The following is a 19,704-nucleotide window of genomic DNA, read 5'->3' as shown; positions in this document are numbered from 1 at the left end:
CCGCGGTGCGGCCATTCGCGAGCAAGCCCGCTCAAACATTGGATCTAAGTACGACGCTATCCCCTGTGGGAGCGAGCTTGCTCGCGATAGGGACGACTCGATTTCTGATCAAACCCAAATAGCATCCCACAGCGGATACTCGCCAAGCCGCTCTACCAACCCTGCCCGCAGTGGGTTGGCGACTACATAACGAGCCAACCCTACCAAGTCCTCCTCTCGCCGCAGCGCTCGATCGTGATAGCCCTGCTGCCAAAGACTGCCCTTGCGACCAGAGGACATGTTCACCGCTTGTGTACTCAATGATTTGGTTTTTTGCATCAGTTCGCTCAATGATCCCTGCTGCAACTCGATCAACCAATGAAAATGATCCGGCATGACTACCCAGGCCAACGAATTTGCCCAACCCTGATCCTGCGCGCTTCGAAATTGATCAACGATCAATCTGCCCAAAAAGTAATCATAAAAAACCGGTTCTCGACCGAGTGTGTTGGTAGTAAGAAGATAAATGCGGTTTTGCTCCGCATAGCGACCAATGCGCAAGCGATGTGAAGCAGGTAAATCAGGCATTCCTTTGCCCCTTTCTTGATCAAGTCATGAAGAAGGCTAGACCTGTGAATGCTTGTGGATGGGGCAAACCTTTAGCTGGATGTGTCTGGCAGATAGTCATCGCGAGCAAGCTCGCTCCCACACGGGATCTCTGTCATTCAGATAATCCCTTGCCCGCGATGACATTCGATCAGACGCTGAAGATCAACCAGCCACCCCCGCATCCGCCCTCAACCCCTGCGCCTCGATCGCCCTGATCGCACACTGCTCATCAACATCAGACAAATCACCGCTGATACCGACCGCTCCCAACACACTCCCATCCTGATCCCGAATCAACACGCCGCCCGGTACCGGGACGACGCTGCCCTGCCCCAGGCTATTCAATGCGGCGAAGAAGGCCGGGCGTTGTTGGGCGTCTTGGGCCAACAGGCGTGAGCCCTTGCCCAGGGCGATCGCCCCCCAGGCTTTGCCAATGGCGATCTGCGGGCGCAGCAGGCTCGCACCGTCTTCGCGTTGCAGCGTTATCAAGTACCCGCCGGCATCCAGCACGGCAACGGTTAAGGGCGCGGCGGAGATTGCACGACCTGCGGAGATGGCCTGATTGGCCAGGTTGACTGCGACGTTCAAGGTTAAAGCGCTCATGGTGCCGTCCTCATTTTGTTATTGGAAAGCCGTTGGATTGCTTTCTGTTGCGCAATCCGATGAAACAAATAGAACACAATGAATTATTTTTTTGTATACAATAATTATCGAAAAGCGCCACATGCGACGAAAAGCCACAGTCCTTCGGGCATCCGACGAATGAAACAGCTGCTTGAGAAAATGGATTGACCTGCGCCGTCCGCCGTGAATACACTCTGCGCAAAGCCACTTGTATACAATTACAAAACGTAAGAGGCACAAAACCATGAGCAAAATGAGAGCAATCGAAGCCGCCGTTCTGGTGATGCGCCGTGAAGGGGTTGATACCGCTTTTGGCATCCCCGGCGCCGCGATCAACCCGCTGTACTCCGCCTTGCAGAAGGTCGGTGGCATCGATCACGTCCTCGCTCGCCACGTTGAAGGCGCCTCGCACATGGCCGAGGGCTACACCCGCACCAAGGCCGGTAATATAGGCGTGTGCATTGGCACCTCCGGCCCGGCCGGCACCGACATGGTCACCGGGCTCTACAGCGCCTCGGCCGACTCGATCCCGATCCTGTGCATCACCGGCCAGGCACCGCGGGCGCGGATGCACAAGGAAGATTTCCAGGCCGTCGACATCACCAGCATAGTCAAGCCGGTCACCAAGTGGTCGACCACCGTTATGGAGCCGGGCCAGGTGCCTTACGCGTTCCAGAAAGCCTTCTATGAAATGCGCTCCGGTCGCCCAGGCCCAGTGCTGATCGACCTGCCGTTCGACGTGCAGATGGCTGAAATCGAATTCGACATTGACGCTTATGAGCCGCTGCCGCTGGCCAAGCCGACCGCTAACCGCGTGCAAATCGAGAAGGCCCTGGCCATGCTCGATCAGGCTGAACGTCCATTGCTGGTGGCCGGTGGCGGCATCATCAATGCCGACGCCAGCGAGTTGCTGGTGGAGTTCGCTGAGCTGACCGGCATTCCAGTGATCCCGACCCTGATGGGCTGGGGCACCATCCCGGACGATCACCCGCTGATGGTTGGCATGGTCGGTCTGCAAACCTCGCACCGTTACGGCAACGCGACGATGCTGAAGTCGGACGTGGTGCTGGGCGTCGGTAACCGTTGGGCCAACCGTCACACCGGTTCGGTCGACGTTTACACCGAAGGCCGCAAGTTCATTCACGTCGACATTGAACCGACGCAGATCGGCCGCGTGTTCACCCCGGACCTGGGCATCGTGTCCGACGCCGCTGCCGCGTTGACCGTGTTCATCGAAGTCGCTCGCGAATGGCAAGCCGCCGGCAAGCTGAAAAACCGCAGCGCCTGGCTGCAAGACTGCCAGCAACGCAAAGCCAGCTTGCAGCGCAAGACTCACTTCGACAACGTTCCGGTCAAACCGCAGCGCGTTTATGAAGAGATGAACCAGGTCTTCGGTAAGGATACCTGCTACGTCAGCACCATCGGTCTGTCGCAGATTGCCGGCGCGCAGTTCCTGCACGTCTACAAACCGCGTCACTGGATCAACTGCGGTCAGGCCGGCCCGCTGGGCTGGACCATTCCGGCGGCGCTCGGCGTGGTCAAGGCTGATCCGACCCGCAAGGTGGTGGCGCTCTCGGGCGACTACGACTTCCAGTTCATGATCGAAGAACTGGCGGTGGGGGCGCAGTTCAAGCTGCCGTACATCCACGTTGTGGTGAACAACTCGTACCTGGGTCTGATCCGTCAGGCTCAGCGGGGTTTCGAGATGGACTATTGCGTGCAACTGTCCTTCGACAACCTCAACGCTCCGGAACTCAACGGTTACGGTGTCGACCACGTCGCTGTCGCCGAAGGTCTGGGTTGCAAGGCGCTGCGGGTGTTCGAACCGGATCAGATCCAGCCTGCCCTGCGCAAGGCTCAGGAACTGATCGAGGAGTTCAAGGTGCCGGTGATCGTCGAGATCATTCTGGAGCGCGTGACCAACATTTCCATGGGCATCGAGATCAACGCCGTCAACGAATTCGAAGACCTGGCGCTGGTCGGCAACGATGCGCCAACGGCGATTTCGTTGCTCGATTAAGAATGACCTGACACCTGTAGCAGCTGCCGAGGTACGAGGCTGCGTTGCGTGTCCGCAGGACCGCCGTGGGGGGCCGCTTCGCGACCCAACGCAGCCTCGTGCCTCGGCAGCTGCTACAGGGACTTATATTTACGGGAGACCACCATGCCGCGTTTCGCAGCCAACCTGTCCATGCTGTTCACCGAGCAGGATTTTCTTGCCCGTTTCGACGCTGCCGCCAAGGCCGGCTTCAGTGGTGTCGAATACCTGTTTCCCTACGATTTCAGTTCCGCCGAAATCAAGGCCAAGCTCGATGCCAATGGCTTGACCCAGGTGCTGTTCAACCTGCCGGCCGGTGACTGGGCCAAGGGCGAACGCGGTATCGCGTGCCTGCCGGATCGGGTCGAAGAGTTCCGCGCCGGTGTCGATCTGGCCATCGCTTACGCCAAAGTGCTGGGCAATACCCAGATCAACTGCCTGGCCGGTATTCGTCCACAAGGCGTCGACGATGCCACCGTGGAAAGGACCTTCGTCGCCAACCTCAAGTACGCGGCCGACAAGCTGCAAGCGGCGGGCATCAAACTGGTGATGGAAGCGATCAACACCCGTGACATCCCGGGCTTCTACCTGAACAACACGGCGCAAGCCCTGTCGATTCGCGAGCAGGTCGGCAGCGCCAACCTGTTCCTGCAATACGACATCTATCACATGCAAATCATGGAGGGCGACCTGGCCCGCACCATGGCCGCGCACCTGGGCGAGATCAACCACATCCAGTTGGCCGACAACCCGGGACGCAACGAACCGGGTACCGGTGAAATCAATTACCGCTTCCTGTTCGAACACTTGGACCGCATCGATTATCAGGGTTGGATTGGCTGCGAATACAAGCCGCTGACTACCACTGAAGCGGGTCTTGGCTGGTTGAAAACCCATAACGCGATTTGATCTGACACCGAGTTATCGTTCTTCGCGGGCAAGCCTCGCTCCTACGGGGGGGGCCAGAATTGTCTGTAGGAGCGAGGCTTGCCTGCGAAGGCGTCCTCGCTGTCACCCCACGAATTTTGCGAACAGAGCAATAAAAACAAGAGGATTTTCTCATGGCTAAAATCGGATTTATCGGCACCGGCATCATGGGCCACCCAATGGCGTTGAACCTGCAGAAAGCCGGTCACAGCCTGTTCCTGTCGGCACACCACGACCCAGCCCCTGCCGACTTGGTTGCCGGCGGCGCCGTCGCCCTGGCGAACCCGAAAGAAGTCGCTCAGGAAGCTGAATTCATCATCGTCATGGTACCGGATACCCCGCAGGTCGATGACGTACTGTTCCGCGCCGATGGTGTTGCAGCGGGCGTGAGCAAGGGCAAAGTCGTGATCGACATGAGCTCGATCTCGCCAACCGCCACCAAAGCCTTCGCTGCCAAGATCAACGAGAAAGGCGCGCAGTACCTCGACGCGCCTGTGTCCGGCGGTGAAGTCGGCGCCAAGGCTGCGACCTTGAGCATCATGGTCGGTGGCGATGCCGATGCGTTCGAACGCGCCCTGCCGCTGTTCCAGGCCATGGGCAAGAACATCACTCTGGTCGGTGGCAACGGCGACGGTCAAACCGCGAAAGTGGCGAACCAGATCATCGTCGCCCTGAACATCCAGGCCGTGGCCGAAGCATTGCTGTTCGCCTCGAAAAACGGTGCTGACCCGGCCAAGGTGCGTGAAGCGCTGATGGGCGGTTTCGCGTCATCGAAGATCCTTGAAGTTCACGGCGAACGCATGATCAAGGGTACTTTCGACCCGGGCTTCCGCATCAGCCTGCACCAGAAGGACTTGAACCTCGCCTTGGCCGGCGCTCGCGAACTGGGCATCAACCTGCCGAACACCGCCAATACCCAGCAAGTGTTCAGCACCTGCGCGGCTATCGGTGGCAGCAACTGGGATCACTCGGCGCTGATCAAGGGTCTGGAACACATGGCGAATTTCTCGATTCGCGATAAATAACACCGATCTGAAACCGGCTCGGTTCCTGTGGGAGCTGGCTTGCCTGCGATGGCATCGACTCGGTCCGCCTGTAAAACCGTGTCGCCTGAATCGCAGGCAAGCCAGCTCCCACAGGACCGCGTCGCAACACCTGCTTTCGCTTTATCCCAATAACAAGAATTCCGGGAGCCCGCCATGTCGGTCGATCCGCAACAACTGCTGCGCGAGCTGTTTGCCACAGCCATCGACGCGGCGCATCCGCAGCACGTCCTTGAAGCCCACTTGCCCAAAGATCGCAGCGGTCGGGTGATCGTCATCGGCGCAGGTAAAGCCGCCGCCGCCATGGCCCAGGTGGTCGAGCGCTGCTGGCAGGGCGAAGTGTCCGGCCTGGTGGTGACCCGTTACGGTCACGGCGCCCCGTGCGAAAAAATCGAAGTGGTCGAAGCCGCGCACCCGGTGCCGGATGCGGCTGGTCTGGCTGTCGCGAAACGGGTGCTGGAACTGGTCAGCGACTTGAGCGAAGACGACCGCGTGATCTTCCTGCTCTCGGGCGGTGGCTCTGCCCTGCTCGCCTTGCCCGCCGCTGGTATCACTCTGGCCGACAAACAGTCGATCAATAAAGCCCTGCTCAAATCTGGCGCAACCATCGGCGAGATGAATTGCGTGCGCAAGCACCTCTCGGCAATCAAGGGCGGACGTCTGGGCAAAGCCTGCTGGCCGGCCACGGTTTATACCTATGCGATTTCCGATGTACCAGGCGACCTCGCCACGGTCATCGCCTCCGGCCCCACTGTGGCCGACCCGAGCACCTCGGCCGAAGCGCTGGCGATCCTCAAGCGCTATGGCATTGAGGTCCCGGCCTCGGTGCGCAACTGGCTGCAAAACCCGGAATCTGAAACGGTCAAACCTGGCGATCCGAGCCTGGCCCGCAGTCACTTCCAATTGATCGCCCGCCCGCAGCAATCGCTGGAAGCGGCGGCGGTGAAGTGCCGTCAGGCCGGTTTCAGCCCGTTGATTCTCGGCGACCTGGAAGGCGAATCCCGTGATGTGGCGAAAGTCCACGCCGGCATTGCGCGGCAGATCGTCCAGCACGGCCAGCCACTGGCAGCGCCGTGCGTGATTCTCTCCGGCGGCGAAACCACCGTCACCGTACGCGGCAATGGCCGTGGCGGACGCAACGCCGAATTCCTGCTGAGCCTGACCGACAGCCTCAAAGGCCTGCCCGGTGTCTACGCGCTGGCCGGTGACACCGACGGGATCGACGGCTCCGAAGACAACGCCGGCGCCATCATGACCCCGGACAGTTACGCCCGCGCCGCGGCCCTCGGCCTTGCTGCCTGCGATGAACTGGACAACAACAATGGCTACGGCTATTTCGCCGCGCTGGATGCGCTGATCGTCACCGAGCCGACCCGCACCAACGTCAACGACTTCCGCGCCATCCTGATTCTCGAGAGCCCTAAACATGACGCCTGACAAGAAGGTCAAAATCCTCGCCACCCTTGGCCCGGCCACCAACGGGATCGACGACATCCGTGAGCTGGTGCAGGCCGGGGTCAATATCTTTCGCCTGAACTTCAGCCACGGCGATCATGCCGACCACGCCCAGCGCTATCAGTGGATTCGTGAAGTCGAGCGCCAGCTGAATTACCCGCTGGGGATTCTGATGGACCTGCAAGGCCCGAAACTGCGGGTCGGCAAATTCGCCCAAGGCAAAGTGCAGCTGCATCGCGGTCAGGCCTTGCGTCTGGACCTGGACCCGACGCCGGGCGATGAGCGCCGGGTCAACTTGCCTCACCCGGAAATCATCGCAGCGCTGGAGCCAGGCATGGACCTGCTGCTGGACGATGGCAAGTTGCGCCTGCGAGTGGTGACCAAATATGCCGACGCCATCGACACCACGGTGCTCAATGGCGGCGAGCTGTCGGATCGCAAAGGCGTCAACGTGCCACAAGCGGTGCTCGACCTGAGCCCGTTGACCGCCAAGGATCGTCGCGACTTGAGCTTCGGCCTGGAGCTGGGGGTGGATTGGGTCGCGCTGTCGTTCGTGCAACGTCCGGAAGACATTCGCGAAGCCCGCGCACTGATCGGCGACAAGGCGTATTTGATGGCGAAGATCGAGAAGCCATCGGCCGTGACGCAACTGCGGGAGATCGCCGAACTGAGCGATGCGATCATGGTCGCTCGCGGTGACCTGGGCGTGGAAGTGCCGGCCGAAAGCGTGCCGCAGATTCAGAAAAACATCATCAGTACCTGCCGCCAACTCGGCAAACCGGTGGTGGTGGCGACGCAGATGCTGGAGTCGATGCGCTTTTCCCCGGCCCCGACTCGCGCCGAAGTCACTGACGTCGCCAACGCGGTGGCCGAAGGCGCGGACGCAGTGATGCTGTCGGCGGAAACCGCGTCCGGCGAGTACCCGCTGGAAGCTGTGCAGATGATGAGCAAGATCATCCGCCAGGTGGAAAACGGCCCGGACTATCAGGCCCAACTCGACGTGAGCCGACCAAAAGCCGAGGCCACGGTGTCGGACGCGATCAGTTGCGCCATCCGCCGCATCAGCAATGTGCTGCCGGTGGCGGTGCTGGTGAATTACAGCGAGTCTGGCACCTCGAGTCTGCGGGCGGCGCGGGAACGGCCGACGGTGCCGATCCTCAACCTGACGCCGAACCTGCAAACCGCGCGGCGTTTGACGGTGGCGTGGGGCGTGCACTCGGTGGTCAATGATCGGCTGCGGCAGGTGGATGAAGTGTGCTCGACGGCGCTGGAGATTGCCCAGGCACAGGGCATGGCTCAGCGCGGGGATACGTTGTTGATTACTGCGGGAGTGCCGTTTGGGCAGCCGGGGTCGACCAATTCTCTGCGCATCGAGACGTTGGTTTAGCGCCTGTACTGGCCTCTTCGCGGGCAAGCCTCGCTCCTACAGGGACAGCGCATTCCTGTAGGAGCGAGGCTTGCCCGCGAAGAACGATTACACGGTTCCTCTGACACACAGACCTAAAATGCCCGCCAACCACTTCAACACCCACTGCCCCGACTGGGCCACTGCCCTGCTCAATGGCTTCAGCCAAATTTATCTCCAGCGTCATCCGCTGTGCGGTCTGCTGTGTTTGTTGGCGATTCTGTTCAGCGCGCCGGCCTTGCTCGGCGGTGCGTTGCTGGGAGGGGTCGCCGGGTTGCTCACCGCGCAACGTCGCGGGTACGCCAAGGCTGATCGTCAGGCCGGGCTGTTCAGTTACAACGGTATTCTGCTTGGCCTGCTGCTGAGCCTTTATTTCCCATGGTCAGCGCTGTTGCCACCGCTGATTATTGCCGCTGGCGGCCTGAGTGCGATGCTCACTCAGCAATGGCTCAAGCATTCGCGCGATCATCATTGCCTTCCCGCCTACACCGCGCCCTTCGTTGGGATAAGTTGGTTGCTTCTATCGTTTGCCGCACCCCAGCAACCCGTATCGCTGATCGAAATAACCACACCCAACCTGCTCGCCGCGTCATTGAAAGGACTCGGTCAGGTGCTGTTTCTCGCGCATCCACTGGCCGGCGCACTGATTGCCGTCGGATTACTGATCGCCGACCGCCGCGCTTTCCTATGGGCATTGCTAGGCTCCGCTGCCGGCCTCGGATTCGCCCTTTTGCATCACGAAACATCAACCGCGCTTCTGGGTTTGAGCGGCTATAACCCCGTGCTCGCCGCCCTCGCCTTCAGCCAGAATCGTCGCCAGCCTTGGCTGCCATTGTTGGGAATCCTGCTGGCGGTGTTGCTCACGCCGGGCTTCGCCGCACTGGGGATGGCAACGCTGACGGCGCCCTTCATCCTCGCCTGCTGGCTGATTCGCGCAGGCATTCGGGTGTTGCGTCAGGCCGCCATGGACAGCGCGCCTTGCGCTACCGGGGAGAATCGACCTAGGCTTCGCTGATTCTGGGTTCAGGCGTTTTCCATGGACAGCAATAAAAACTGGCGTGAAGACCTTTACGTCATCATCTTCCAATCCGATACCCCGGCCGGCCGGCGCTTCGACAGCATTCTGCTGTTGATCATTCTGGCGAGCCTGGTGATCGTGATACTGGACAGCATCGACACCGTTCATCAGAACTACGCCGACCTACTGGCGTACATCGAATGGGGCTTCACCGTCGTTTTCGCCATCGAATACGGCCTGCGCCTGTACTGCTCGCCCAAGCCGTTGCGTTACGCGTTCAGCTTCTATGGGCTGGTGGATTTGCTGGCGATCGTGCCTGGCATTCTCGCGCTGTATTACAGCGATGCGCAGTACCTGCTGATCATCCGGATCATTCGGATGCTGCGGATTTTCCGCGTGCTCAAGCTCAGCCCGTATCTGAAGCAAGCCAATTACTTGATGACGGCGTTGCGCGGCAGCAAGCAGAAGATCGTGGTGTTTCTGCTCAGCGTCAGCACTCTGGTAACCGTGTTCGGCACTTTGATGTACGTGATCGAAGGCCCGGAGCACGGCTTCACCAGCATCCCCAAGGGCATCTATTGGGCCATCGTCACACTGACCACCGTAGGCTTCGGCGACATCGTGCCCAAGACGCCGTTGGGACAGGTGGTTTCGTCGCTGGTGATGATCACCGGTTACTCGATCATCGCTGTGCCAACGGGGATTTTCACCGCGGAACTGGCCAACGCCATGCGCGGCGAACAACTGCACACGATTGCCCGACCTGCAAGAAAAACAGCCACGAACACGGCGCAGCCTTTTGCTCGCGTTGCGGCAATGCACTGTTCAAGAAACTGGAATAAGCAAAGTGCTTTTTAATCTTTAAAGGACTATGCGAGCCCGGCTATAGTCGCCGGCAAAATGGTGGCAACACCGCTTCGATGACTGACAACTAACCCGTAGGAGCTGCCGCAGGCTGCGATCTTTTGACTTTGATTTGTGTCGGCTATTTAAGATCAACAACGAAATCAAAAGATCGCAGCCTCCGGCAGCTCCTACAAAAAAACAAGGAATGCGCAGTGAAAAAACTCTTTGGCGCCTCATTTCTAGCCGCTGGCCTGGCCTTGGGCAGCATGGCTCAGGCTGCACCGACCCTGCTGAACGTTTCCTACGACGTGATGCGAGATTTCTACAAGGACTACAACGCTGCCTTCCAGAAACACTGGCAAGCCGAGCACAACGAAAACATCACGCTGCAAATGTCCTTCGGCGGCTCCAGCAAACAGGCGCGCTCAGTGATCGATGGCCTGCCGGCTGATGTCATTACCATGAACATGGCCACCGACATCAACGCCTTGGCGGACAACGGCAAACTGGTCCCGGACAACTGGGTCACGCGGCTGCCGAACAACAGTGCGCCGTTCACGTCGGCCACCGTGTTCATCGTGCGCAAAGGCAACCCGAAAGCCCTGAAAGACTGGCCGGACCTGCTCAAGGACGGCGTGCAAGTGATCGTCCCCAACCCGAAAACCTCGGGCAACGGCCGCTACACCTACCTCTCGGCCTGGGGCTATGTGCTGAAAAACGGCGGCGACGAGAACAAGGCCAAAGCCTTCGTCGGCAAACTGTTCAAACAAGCACCGGTGCTGGATACCGGCGGCCGTGCAGCGACCACCACGTTCATGACCAACCAGATCGGCGACGTGCTGGTGACCTTCGAAAACGAAGCGGAAATGATTGCGCGTGAGTTTGGTCGTGATCAGTTTGAAGTGATTTACCCGAGTGTTTCCGCTGAAGCTGAACCGCCGGTGTCCGTGGTCGACAAAGTGGTCGAGAAAAAAGGCACTCGCGCCGCCGCCGAAGAATATTTGAAGTACCTGTGGTCACCTGAAGGTCAGGAGATTGCGGCGGCCAACTACCTGCGTCCGCGTGATCCGGCGGTATTGGCCAAGTACACCGATCGCTTCCCGAAAGTGGATTTCCTTTCGGTGGAGAAGACCTTTGGTGACTGGCGCACTGTGCAGAAGACCCACTTCAATGATGGTGGGGTTTTTGATCAGATTTACAGCGGTCAGTAATTTCTGACTCCAATGAAAAGGCGACCTATGAAGGTCGCCTTTTTTTTCTGGGGTTTGCGTCATGCAATTACATTGGCGGGGTTATGCCGTCCTTGCCGGCCGCGATGAATTGAGCGGTCAGTGTCCCTTCGGCGCTTTGGGTGACGAACGTCACGATCTTCACGCCCACTTTCAACAAGCTCCGATCCCCCGGCATCAGTTTCACGATAGGCACATCCTCCGGCACCAGAATCTTCTGCTGGCCGCCCTTGTAGTTGACGGTCAGAACCCGGCCGTTGCTAACCACCAGATCGCCCACGCTGCCATTTGTCATGCTGCTGCCCTTGACCAGATCATAGGGCCGATGGCCGTCGCCGCTGCCAGCTAATTCCGGTGGGAACACGTGGACTTCCAGAGCCTTGAGAGAGCCATCTTCCTGCGGCACGGCAGCCGAGCCGATGTAACTGCCGGGTTTGATGTCTTCGATATTGGCCACGGTAACGGCGCGGACTTTGGTGTCCTTGGTCAGGTTGATCACCACGTCTTCGCCGCTGTTGACATGGACTTTCAGAATGTCAGCGCTTATACCGATAATCTCGCCGCGTACACCGATACGCATACCCGGTGCGTCCTGGGCTTGAGCCAAGGTTATCGTGAACACAGTGATCAAGGTGACTGCTGAAACGCCGCGGATCAGGTGACGGAACATCGCATTCATGAAAGTGCCTTCCGTTTTATGAAGCATTAAGAGAGAACATAAGCACGCTATCGAGCAACATGTAAGTGAATGTATCATCGGACGCGACAATGGGGACCGAGGATTCAAAGGTGCAAATGAACGGCTCTCTCAATCATTCTTCAGAGGCATGATTACTATCACCCTATTCCCTCTTCCGCCGCTCTAGCCCGCCGATTAGCCTCCCCGCATTCCTTTCTGTTCAACGAGATCCGTTATGAATCCAACGACTCAGGCGCCCCACGGTGCCGCGACAATGACCCGAGGCATGGTGCCGCTCTTCGCCTTCTGCTGCGGCGCCATCGTGGCCAACATCTACTACGCCCAGCCGATCATAGACCTGATCGCACCGGACATTGGCCTGACCGACACCATGGCCAGCCTGATCGTTTCGCTGACGCAGATTGGTTATGCGCTGGGTCTGTTCTTCCTGGTGCCGTTGGGTGATCTGCTGGAAAACCGTCGCTTGATGATCATCACCACCGTAGTGGCGATTGCCAGTCTGTTGGGCGCGGCATTCACCGATCAGCCGAATGTGTTTCTGCTGATCTCGTTGCTGGTGGGGTTCAGCTCGGTGTCGGTGCAGATCCTGATTCCACTGGCCGCCCACCTGGCGCCGGAAGAATCCCGGGGCCGCGTGGTCGGCGGCATCATGGGTGGTTTGCTGCTGGGGATTCTGCTGGCTCGACCAGTGTCCAGCGTAGTAGCCGACCACTTCGGCTGGCGCGCGATGTTCGTCATTGCAGCAATGTTGATGGCGGCGATCAGCATCGTGCTGGCCCTGACCATCCCCAAGCGCCAGCCTGATCACAGCGCATCTTATGGCCAGTTGTTGGGTTCGCTCTGGACGCTGTTGCGTCAGCAGCCGGTGTTGCGTCAACGGGCGTTTTATCAAGCCTGCATGTTCGCCACCTTCAGCCTGTTCTGGACTGCAGTGCCGCTGGAACTGTCGCGCAATCATGGCTTGTCGCAAACCCAGATCGCGATCTTCGCCCTGGTCGGCGCCATCGGCGCGATTGCCGCCCCTATCGCCGGTCGACTGGCCGATGCCGGCCATACCCGCATCGCTTCGCTACTGGCCCTGCTATTCGCCAGCCTGAGCTTCCTGCCCGCCTTCATCCACCCGGTCTACAGCGTGATTGGCTTGGCGGTGACTGGGGTGGTGCTGGATTTCTGCGTGCAAATGAACATGGTCCTCGGCCAACGCGCGGTCTACACCCTCGACGCTAAAAGCCGCGGCCGCCTGAATGCGCTGTACATGACCAGCATCTTCATCGGCGGCGCATTCGGTTCTTCGGTGGCCAGCGCGGTGTATGAGCATGGCGGCTGGTTGTGGATCGTGATTGTGGGTAGTGCGTTTCCGCTGTTGGCGTTGTTGCGGTTTTTGAGTGTTTCAGACAGGCGTTCGTTGGCAACGGTATAAGCCGCCAAAAGCATCGCGGGCAAGCCCGCTCCCATAGGTTTACGCAATTCCTGTGGGAGCGGGCTTGCCCTAATGCCTGTCAGTTAAGGCGGAATCTGTAGGAGCGAGGCTTGCCCGCGAAGAACGATGACGCGTAATACCTGAAAAACCGCGGTGCATTCTTCGCGGGCAAGCCTCGCTCCTACAGAAATTTCGCTTAACTGACCGGCATTGGGGCTTGCCCGCGATAACGGTGGCACTGACTCCACTCAATGCCGAACCAGCTTCTCCATCGCCGCATCCGCGAGAAAGGAGGAGCGGCTTTTGACATTGTGCTCTCGAACATAGCGGTCAATGCGCTGGATCACGTAGCCAGGCAGCGTCACATTGACCTTCTCGGTCTTGCCCAGATAGGGCGAGATGTCGAGTTCCAGCATCCCCCACCCCATGTCGGCAAATTCCGGATTCTCGCGGTGCGCAGCCGCTGAGGTTGGCATCGGGATTGATTGCCCGTCTGCCATGATCTCCTGCAGCATGATGTGGGCAATTTCGACCGCCGCGTTGTAAGCGTCTTCAAACGTATCCCCGGCCGTAACGGCACCCGGAATATCGGGGATCTGAATACCGATGGCGGTGTTCTCGTCGCCCCACTCGATACAGATTGGGTATTGCATTATGGATCTCCTGCCAAACTGGCTCCCGGGCAATAAAGCCCGGCTCGCCTCCTGATGCTTTTAACCGTCCCGACCGGCAAATCCTTCTTCGGATGAGGGACAGGTAGCGTGTAAGGGTTGTAACGGTGAGTGAAGATGTGATGACTGCCAGTGACCCGGTCCAGTGCCCAGCCCGCCTCTATCAGTTCCTTGATCAATAACCTGCTCTGCACCACCAGCCTCCTTGCTCCGGCCCAACAAAAAATAACCCTAGAGTTACTTTTACTCAAGCACAAAAATCCGGATCGCGACGCTCGGTTGTTTTACAGGGTGTGATTTTGATCGGACCTACGAAGGCTCGGTCGTTTGTCGATTACGTCCAGACTTGCTGCAAAGGAGCCTTAAACAGGCTTTTGTTTCGTTTATTGCGATTTTCGTTTGATTCGAATAGCCTTCCAGCATCGCTACTCAGAATGTAGGAATTCATCATGTCACTAGTCATCCACCCACCGATCAACCTGCCCATCGCGCGCGAAGTTCAGGCCGCTATCGAAGGCCAGCGCGCGCTCGCCGCCTATCTCGCGACTCAATTCGAAACCCAACGCATCCAGATTTTCGACGAGCAAAATGAAGCTCACAGCGTCGAACTGCCCACTTCAGCCCTTCGATTGCTGGTCGACATCCTCGCTGCATTGGCTGAAGGCAATGCGGTAAAGGTCGTCCCGGTTCACGCGGAACTGACCACCCAGGAAGCGGCGGACTTACTCAATGTCTCACGCCCGCACCTGATCAAACTGCTGGAGTCCGGCGAGTTGTCCTACCACAAAACCGGCAAGCACCGACGTGTGCGCTTTGCCGATTTGATGGACTATAAAAACCGGCGCGACACCGCCAGCGAGCAAGCAATGGCGCTTCTCGCTGAGCAAGCACAAGCGTTAAGGACAGGATACGAGTGAGGCATTCCCCTTTTACCGCTGTATATGACGCATGTGTTTTGTACTCAGCTCCCTGAGCTACACAATCAAGATCAAAAGATCGCAGGCTTCGCCAGCTCCTACATTTGCGTACACCCGCCGTTCATCGTCGTACGCGATCCTGTAGGAGCTGGCGAAGCCTGCGATCTTTCAGACGTCAAAAAGCAAAACGGCGATCCTCAGATCGCCGTTTCTATTCACTGCCCGAATTTTCTGCCTAACCCACCCGGCACGCCATTAATGTCCGTCTCTTCCCACGGCCCGTTGGGGCTGATCGAGCGGCTCCAACCGTTGTTCCAGCGGTAGTAGGTGCGCTGGCGGTAGAAGGTGTTGGTCTGATCATCGAGGACGTAAACCCCGAGTTTCGCGTCCCAATGGCTGTTGCCCCCCGGTGGCGGGGCGAAGCTGGCGGAGGTACGTGGAATCGACTTCGAAGGTTTGACCGGGGTACTCGGTTTGCTCGGTACCGTCGGCGGAGGCGGTTTGGTGCTTGGCCCCGAAGGCGGGATTGGCGGCAGCCGTGTGGGCTCGGGCTGCTGGACCGCACAAGCGCTTAACCCCAAAACCATACTGAGGAGAGTGATACGAGCGATGGCGGTCATGGTGGCGTTTCCTGTTATTTATCCGGGCTGTCGATGATCAGTTTTTGTTGCGCGGTGGTGCTGGTGGCCAAGGGTTGGCTGCGACCGATCCATTCGCCGGCAGTCGGTTGGCCGGCGCGGGAGATGCGCGCAACCAGTTGGACTTCGGGGAAGTTCGACAGTTTCAACTGCGGCATCATGGCATCGGCATCACCCAGTTCGACGGTTGCCGGCAAGTCGGCGACGGTCAGTCGCTTGGCGGCCAGCGGCGCGGGCGGGCCGGAGATGGCGCGGGCGAAGATGAACACGCTGTCACCCGGCAGGACCTTGGCTTTGAGCTCGGGCGCCAGATCGACTTGCACTTTGAGCAGTGCCGCAGCTTTGGCCGCAGGCGCCTGGGCAACCTTGCCACCGCTGGCTTCGAGCTTCTCGGCGGCGCGAGTGATGCCGCCTTGCAGCGCAGCGCGGGATTTATCATCCGGCGGAAGTTGCGCCAGCAGGCGATTCCAGTAGTCAATGGCGTCCTGGTAACGCTCGCCTTCGAAGGCCGCGATACCCAGCAGGCCGAGGCTGGTGACTTCTTTCGGATCAGCTTTCAGCGCTTCGTCGGTCAGGGCCTGAACCTTGTCCGACCACTTCTTGCCATCGGCGAAATATTGCGCCTGAGCCCATTGCCCGAGCAGTTCCGGCTGACGACCGGCCAGTGCTACGGTGCGTTCGAAGATCTTCGCCGCATCGCCCGGACGATCCTGAGCCATGTAAGTACGGCCAAGGAAGTACAGGCCTTCAGCCGAATCCGGTTGGGCGGCAACCGCACGCTCCAGACGACGGGTCATCTCTTCCATCGACTGCGGCGCCTGGGCGAACTCGCGGGTCAGCTCGACTTTGTCGCTGGCGCCAAAATGCAGGTACAACGCAAGGCCCAGCACCGGCACCAGAATCGCCGCCAGCAATGGCAATGGCTTGCCCAGACGCGACACACGCGGCGCCTCGACGCCTTCGGTGTCGGCGAGCAGTTCACGGGCGGCTTCAGCGCGACCGGTGTCCATTTGTTCGGCGTTGAGCACGCCCTCTTCCTGCTGAGTCTGCAACTCAGCCACGCGCTCCTGATAAAGTGCGACGTTCAGTGCCGTGCGGTCTTCTTCCAACTGAGCGCGGCGACCACGCAGAACGGGGATCAGCAGAAAACTCAGGGCAATCAGGAGCAGCAGGCCTGCAGCGAGCCAGAAATCAATCATGCTTGGTTTTATCCAACAGGTGGTCGAGGCGCTCGCGCTCCTCGGCAGAAAGCGTGTCCGGGGAGTCAGTGCGTTGCACGCGACGACGGCGGACGATCACGGCGATGATCACAAAACCGCCCAGCAGCAGGCCGGCGGGGCCGAACCAGAGCAGTGCGGTTTTGGCGTTGAGGGCAGGTTTGTAGCGGACGAAGTCACCATAGCGGTCGACCATGAAATCGATGATCTGCTGATTGTCCTTGCCCTCGCCGAGCATGCGGAAAATCTCTTTGCGCAGGTCGGCGGCAATCGGTGCGTTGGAATCGGCGATGTCCTGATTCTGGCACTTGGGGCAACGCAGTTCCTTGGTCAGCTCGCGAAAACGCTCACGGTCGCCTTCTTTGGCGAACTCATAGGTGTCGATGGCCGCATGGGCCACACCGGCCATGCTCAAGCCCAGAACGGCGGCGGCGATCCAGCGCTTCATGGCTTGGCCTCATCGACCAGCGCCTGATACTTGGCCGCCAGTTTTTCGCGCCAGACTTGTTCATCGATCACACCGACGAATTTGTCGCGGATGATGCCCTTGGCGTCGATGAAGAAAGTTTCCGGGGCACCGTACACGCCGAGGTTCAGGCCTAGGGTGCCGGCATCGTCACGGATGTCCAGTTGATAGGGGTTGTGGAACTCGGCCAGCCACTTCAAGGCGTCGGCGTTGACGTCCTTGTAGTTGATGCCGTAGATCACCACGCCCTTCTCGGCCAGTTTGTTCAGCACCGGGTGCTCGACCCGGCAGGAAATGCACCAGGTGCCCCAGACGTTGACCAGTGCCGGTTTACCCAGAAGATCCGCTTTAGTCAGGGTCTTGTCACCCTGCACCGAGGGCAGCGAAAACTCCGGGAACGGTTTGTTGATCATCGCCGAAGGCAGCTCGGTCGGGTTCAGGTACAGACCCCGATACAGAAAAACAGCGACCACCAGAAAAATCGCCAGTGGCAACAGCATCAACCAACGTCTCATGCGGTGGCTCCCGTCATGCCGAGCGCTTCACGCACGCGGCTTTTCACCTTGACCCGATAACGACGATCCAGCGCCGCCAGCAACCCGCCGAGCCCCGTGAGCAACCCACCGAACCAGATCCAGCGCACGAAGGGTTTGACGTGAACGCGGACAGCCCAGGCGCCCTCGCCCAGCGGCTCGCCCAGTGCGACGTAAAGGTCACGGGTGAAACCGGCGTCGATCCCGGCTTCGGTCATCACCGAGTTCTGCACGGTGTACAGGCGTTTTTCCGGGTGCAGCACGCTGATTTCCTTGCCATTGCGGATCACCCGGATGGTGCCCTTGTCGGACGTGAAGTTCGGCCCTTCGTAGTGCTTGGCGCCTTCGAACACAAATTGATAACCCGCCAGGCTCATGGACTCACCCGGCGCCAGGCGCAGATCACGCTCGGCACTGTTCTGGCTGGACAACACGACACCCAGCGCGCACACGGCAATGCCCAAATGCGCGACTTGCATGCCCCAATAGCTGCGGGTCAAAGTCGGCAGACCTTTGATCAGGCCTTTGTGACGGGTCTTGTCGAAGATATCCCGCACACCGGCCAGCAACACCCAGGCAGCCAGCATGAACGTCGCCAGCACCGCCCAGTTGAAATCGCCGTAGGCGACACCGGCCACCACGGCCAGCGCAGCGCTGCCGAGCAACACCGGGGTCAACATGCCTATAAGCCATTTGACCGGAGTGTCTTTCCAGCGCACCAGCATGCCGACCGCCATCACCACCATCAGTATCGCCATCAACGGAATGAACAGCGCGTTGAAGTACGGCGGGCCGACCGACAGTTTAGCGCCGGTCATCGCGTCGAGAATCAGCGGATACAAGGTGCCGAGCAGGATCATCGAAGCGGCCACCACCAGCACCAGGTTATTGCCCAGCAGCAGGGTTTCCCGGGACCAGAGATTGAAGCCGACATGGCTCTTGACCACGGGCGCGCGCAGGGCGAACAACGTCAGCGAACCACCGACCACAAACAGCAGGAAGATCAGGATGAACACACCGCGCTCAGGGTCGGAGGCAAAGGCGTGAACCGAGGTCAGCACGCCGGACCGTACCAGGAAGGTCCCGAGCAAGCTCAACGAGAACGCGGCGATGGCCAACAACACGGTCCAACTCTTGAACACGCCACGTTTCTCCGTGACCGCCAACGAGTGAATCAACGCCGTGCCCACCAGCCAAGGCATGAAGGATGCGTTTTCTACCGGATCCCAGAACCACCAGCCGCCCCAGCCGAGTTCGTAATAGGCCCACCAGGAGCCCAGCGTGATACCGATACCGAGGAAGGCCCAGGCGACGATGGTCCAAGGACGGGACCAGCGCGCCCACGCCGCATCGAGACGACCACCCAGCAACGCGGCGATGGCAAAAGCGAAGGCCACGGAGAAGCCGACATAGCCCATGTACAGCATCGGCGGGTGAACGATCAGACCGATGTCTTGTAGCAGCGGATTAAGGTCGCGCCCATCCGTCGGCATCTGCGGCAGGATTCGGGTGAACGGGTTGGACGTCAGGATCAGGAACAGCAGAAAGCCGATGCTGATCATGCCCATCACTGCCAATACGCGAGCCAGCATCACTTGCGGCAATTGTCGGGAGAACACCGACACCGCGAAGGTCCAGCCGCCGAGGATCAATGCCCACAGCAGCAACGAACCTTCGTGAGCGCCCCAGACGGCGCTGAATTTGTAGTACCACGGCAAGGCGCTGTTGGAGTTGCTGACCACATAAGCGACGGAGAAGTCGTCCGCCATGAACGCGTAAGTCAGGCAACCGAAAGCGAACAGCAGAAACGCGAACTGCCCCCACGCGGCCGGCTGGGCCAGGCTCATCCACAACCGATCGCCGCGCCAGGCACCGAGCAGTGGCACCACGGCCTGCACTAGCGCGAAACACAGCGCGAGAATCATGGCCAGGTGGCCGAGTTCGGGGATAAAGATTCCGGACGTCATCG

General features: G+C 59.5%; 19 protein-coding genes and 1 pseudogene. 10 read left to right on the top strand and 10 right to left on the bottom strand.

Annotated features, from left to right (window positions below; genetic code table 11):
* Positions 1 to 108: 108 nt before the first annotated feature.
* Together NHU87_RS13030 and NHU87_RS13025 are read right to left on the bottom strand one after the other, a co-directional pair.
* Positions 109 to 567: an REP-associated tyrosine transposase gene (locus NHU87_RS13030; protein WP_253548892.1), complete on the bottom strand. Its 459-nt coding sequence runs from the start codon at positions 565 to 567 to the stop codon at positions 109 to 111.
* A 183-nt stretch (positions 568 to 750) separates the two neighbouring features.
* Entirely contained in the window at positions 751 to 1,191 is a 441-nt protein-coding gene (locus NHU87_RS13025) for a GlcG/HbpS family heme-binding protein (protein ID WP_253548890.1), read from the bottom strand.
* Between the two features lie 265 nt (positions 1,192 to 1,456).
* Between NHU87_RS13025 and gcl the strand changes: the two genes are divergently transcribed.
* The 8 genes and pseudogenes from gcl (at position 1,457) to NHU87_RS12985 (ending at position 11,155) form a co-directional block, all read left to right on the top strand.
* The gene (gene gcl, locus NHU87_RS13020; protein ID WP_253548888.1) at positions 1,457 to 3,232 is read left to right on the top strand and encodes a glyoxylate carboligase; all 1,776 of its coding nucleotides are present in this window, start codon (positions 1,457 to 1,459) and stop codon (positions 3,230 to 3,232) included.
* Between the two features lie 144 nt (positions 3,233 to 3,376).
* A complete protein-coding gene (gene hyi / locus NHU87_RS13015) occupies positions 3,377 to 4,159 on the top strand; it encodes a hydroxypyruvate isomerase (RefSeq protein ID WP_253548886.1) in 783 nt (260 codons plus the stop codon).
* Between the two features lie 152 nt (positions 4,160 to 4,311).
* A complete protein-coding gene (locus NHU87_RS13010) occupies positions 4,312 to 5,202 on the top strand; it encodes a 2-hydroxy-3-oxopropionate reductase (protein ID WP_253548884.1) in 891 nt (296 codons plus the stop codon).
* Between the two features lie 174 nt (positions 5,203 to 5,376).
* Positions 5,377 to 6,657, top strand: a complete 1,281-nt coding sequence (locus NHU87_RS13005; RefSeq protein ID WP_253548882.1) for a glycerate kinase type-2 family protein — start codon at positions 5,377 to 5,379, stop codon at positions 6,655 to 6,657.
* Positions 6,647 to 8,062 (top strand): pyruvate kinase, encoded by a 1,416-nt coding sequence (gene pyk, locus NHU87_RS13000; RefSeq protein ID WP_253548880.1) that lies wholly within the window; start codon positions 6,647 to 6,649, stop codon positions 8,060 to 8,062. The genes NHU87_RS13005 and pyk overlap by 11 nt, the downstream gene beginning before the upstream one ends.
* A 118-nt stretch (positions 8,063 to 8,180) precedes the next feature.
* A complete protein-coding gene (locus NHU87_RS12995) occupies positions 8,181 to 9,095 on the top strand; it encodes an urea transporter (protein WP_253548878.1) in 915 nt (304 codons plus the stop codon).
* Between the two features lie 21 nt (positions 9,096 to 9,116).
* A pseudogene (locus NHU87_RS12990) lies at positions 9,117 to 9,940 on the top strand (ion transporter).
* A 216-nt stretch (positions 9,941 to 10,156) separates the two neighbouring features.
* On the top strand, positions 10,157 to 11,155 hold the full coding sequence (locus NHU87_RS12985) for a sulfate ABC transporter substrate-binding protein (RefSeq protein ID WP_253548876.1): 999 nt from the start codon (positions 10,157 to 10,159) through the stop codon (positions 11,153 to 11,155).
* A gap of 67 nt (positions 11,156 to 11,222) precedes the next feature.
* On the opposite strand, the gene NHU87_RS12980 is transcribed toward NHU87_RS12985, so the two are convergent.
* Entirely contained in the window at positions 11,223 to 11,852 is a 630-nt protein-coding gene (locus NHU87_RS12980; RefSeq protein ID WP_253548874.1) for a hypothetical protein, read from the bottom strand.
* 235 nt (positions 11,853 to 12,087) lie between these two features.
* Between NHU87_RS12980 and NHU87_RS12975 the strand changes: the two genes are divergently transcribed.
* The gene (locus tag NHU87_RS12975; RefSeq protein ID WP_253548872.1) at positions 12,088 to 13,293 is read left to right on the top strand and encodes an MFS transporter; all 1,206 of its coding nucleotides are present in this window, start codon (positions 12,088 to 12,090) and stop codon (positions 13,291 to 13,293) included.
* A gap of 248 nt (positions 13,294 to 13,541) precedes the next feature.
* On the opposite strand, the gene NHU87_RS12970 is transcribed toward NHU87_RS12975, so the two are convergent.
* Positions 13,542 to 13,946 carry a type II toxin-antitoxin system HicB family antitoxin gene (locus NHU87_RS12970; protein WP_253548870.1) on the bottom strand — a complete coding sequence of 135 codons (405 nt, stop codon included), beginning with the start codon at positions 13,944 to 13,946 and terminating at the stop codon, positions 13,542 to 13,544.
* Positions 13,946 to 14,158, bottom strand: coding sequence for a type II toxin-antitoxin system HicA family toxin (locus NHU87_RS12965; RefSeq protein WP_253548963.1), 213 nt, complete (start codon positions 14,156 to 14,158; stop codon positions 13,946 to 13,948). The genes NHU87_RS12970 and NHU87_RS12965 overlap by 1 nt, the downstream gene beginning before the upstream one ends.
* A 255-nt stretch (positions 14,159 to 14,413) precedes the next feature.
* On the opposite strand from NHU87_RS12965, the gene NHU87_RS12960 reads away from it, so the two are divergent.
* Complete coding sequence (locus NHU87_RS12960) at positions 14,414 to 14,881, top strand: helix-turn-helix domain-containing protein (RefSeq protein ID WP_253548868.1); 468 nt, start codon at positions 14,414 to 14,416, stop codon at positions 14,879 to 14,881.
* A 215-nt stretch (positions 14,882 to 15,096) separates the two neighbouring features.
* On the opposite strand, the gene NHU87_RS12955 is transcribed toward NHU87_RS12960, so the two are convergent.
* Genes NHU87_RS12955 through NHU87_RS12935 form a run of 5 tightly spaced genes read right to left on the bottom strand, consistent with a single transcriptional unit; the run spans position 15,097 to position 19,702 of the window.
* Positions 15,097 to 15,501, bottom strand: a complete 405-nt coding sequence (locus NHU87_RS12955) for a hypothetical protein (protein ID WP_253548866.1) — start codon at positions 15,499 to 15,501, stop codon at positions 15,097 to 15,099.
* A gap of 14 nt (positions 15,502 to 15,515) precedes the next feature.
* The gene (gene ccmI, locus NHU87_RS12950) at positions 15,516 to 16,718 is read right to left on the bottom strand and encodes a c-type cytochrome biogenesis protein CcmI (protein WP_253548864.1); all 1,203 of its coding nucleotides are present in this window, start codon (positions 16,716 to 16,718) and stop codon (positions 15,516 to 15,518) included.
* Positions 16,711 to 17,184 (bottom strand): cytochrome c-type biogenesis protein, encoded by a 474-nt coding sequence (locus tag NHU87_RS12945; RefSeq protein WP_253548862.1) that lies wholly within the window; start codon positions 17,182 to 17,184, stop codon positions 16,711 to 16,713. Before NHU87_RS12945 ends, ccmI begins: the two co-directional genes overlap by 8 nt.
* Positions 17,181 to 17,717 carry a DsbE family thiol:disulfide interchange protein gene (locus NHU87_RS12940; RefSeq protein ID WP_253548860.1) on the bottom strand — a complete coding sequence of 179 codons (537 nt, stop codon included), beginning with the start codon at positions 17,715 to 17,717 and terminating at the stop codon, positions 17,181 to 17,183. The genes NHU87_RS12945 and NHU87_RS12940 overlap by 4 nt, the downstream gene beginning before the upstream one ends.
* Positions 17,714 to 19,702 carry a heme lyase CcmF/NrfE family subunit gene (locus tag NHU87_RS12935; protein ID WP_253548858.1) on the bottom strand — a complete coding sequence of 663 codons (1,989 nt, stop codon included), beginning with the start codon at positions 19,700 to 19,702 and terminating at the stop codon, positions 17,714 to 17,716. The genes NHU87_RS12940 and NHU87_RS12935 overlap by 4 nt, the downstream gene beginning before the upstream one ends.
* Between the last annotated feature and the right edge of the window lie 2 nt (positions 19,703 to 19,704).

Source organism: Pseudomonas mandelii, from assembly GCF_024138395.1.
Lineage (GTDB): Bacteria > Pseudomonadota > Gammaproteobacteria > Pseudomonadales > Pseudomonadaceae > Aquipseudomonas > Aquipseudomonas mandelii_E.
This window is presented reverse-complemented; position numbering and strand designations above follow the sequence as displayed.

Bases quoted from the DNA above. Each gene is read 5' to 3' on its own strand.
- NHU87_RS13005 (WP_253548882.1), top strand. From the start codon at position 5,377: ATGTCGGTCGATCCGCAACAACTGCTGCGCGAGCTGTTTGCCACAGCC.
- NHU87_RS13030 (WP_253548892.1), bottom strand. From the start codon at position 567: ATGCCTGATTTACCTGCTTCACATCGCTTGCGCATTGGTCGCTATGCG.
- NHU87_RS12960 (WP_253548868.1), top strand. From the start codon at position 14,414: ATGTCACTAGTCATCCACCCACCGATCAACCTGCCCATCGCGCGCGAA.
- NHU87_RS12980 (WP_253548874.1), bottom strand. From the start codon at position 11,852: ATGAATGCGATGTTCCGTCACCTGATCCGCGGCGTTTCAGCAGTCACC.
- NHU87_RS12955 (WP_253548866.1), bottom strand. From the start codon at position 15,501: ATGACCGCCATCGCTCGTATCACTCTCCTCAGTATGGTTTTGGGGTTA.
- NHU87_RS12995 (WP_253548878.1), top strand. From the start codon at position 8,181: ATGCCCGCCAACCACTTCAACACCCACTGCCCCGACTGGGCCACTGCC.
- NHU87_RS12975 (WP_253548872.1), top strand. From the start codon at position 12,088: ATGAATCCAACGACTCAGGCGCCCCACGGTGCCGCGACAATGACCCGA.
- NHU87_RS12945 (WP_253548862.1), bottom strand. From the start codon at position 17,184: ATGAAGCGCTGGATCGCCGCCGCCGTTCTGGGCTTGAGCATGGCCGGT.
- NHU87_RS12940 (WP_253548860.1), bottom strand. From the start codon at position 17,717: ATGAGACGTTGGTTGATGCTGTTGCCACTGGCGATTTTTCTGGTGGTC.
- ccmI (WP_253548864.1), bottom strand. From the start codon at position 16,718: ATGATTGATTTCTGGCTCGCTGCAGGCCTGCTGCTCCTGATTGCCCTG.
- NHU87_RS12935 (WP_253548858.1), bottom strand. From the start codon at position 19,702: ATGACGTCCGGAATCTTTATCCCCGAACTCGGCCACCTGGCCATGATT.
- hyi (WP_253548886.1), top strand. From the start codon at position 3,377: ATGCCGCGTTTCGCAGCCAACCTGTCCATGCTGTTCACCGAGCAGGAT.
- NHU87_RS13010 (WP_253548884.1), top strand. From the start codon at position 4,312: ATGGCTAAAATCGGATTTATCGGCACCGGCATCATGGGCCACCCAATG.
- gcl (WP_253548888.1), top strand. From the start codon at position 1,457: ATGAGCAAAATGAGAGCAATCGAAGCCGCCGTTCTGGTGATGCGCCGT.
- NHU87_RS13025 (WP_253548890.1), bottom strand. From the start codon at position 1,191: ATGAGCGCTTTAACCTTGAACGTCGCAGTCAACCTGGCCAATCAGGCC.
- NHU87_RS12970 (WP_253548870.1), bottom strand. From the start codon at position 13,946: ATGCAATACCCAATCTGTATCGAGTGGGGCGACGAGAACACCGCCATC.
- pyk (WP_253548880.1), top strand. From the start codon at position 6,647: ATGACGCCTGACAAGAAGGTCAAAATCCTCGCCACCCTTGGCCCGGCC.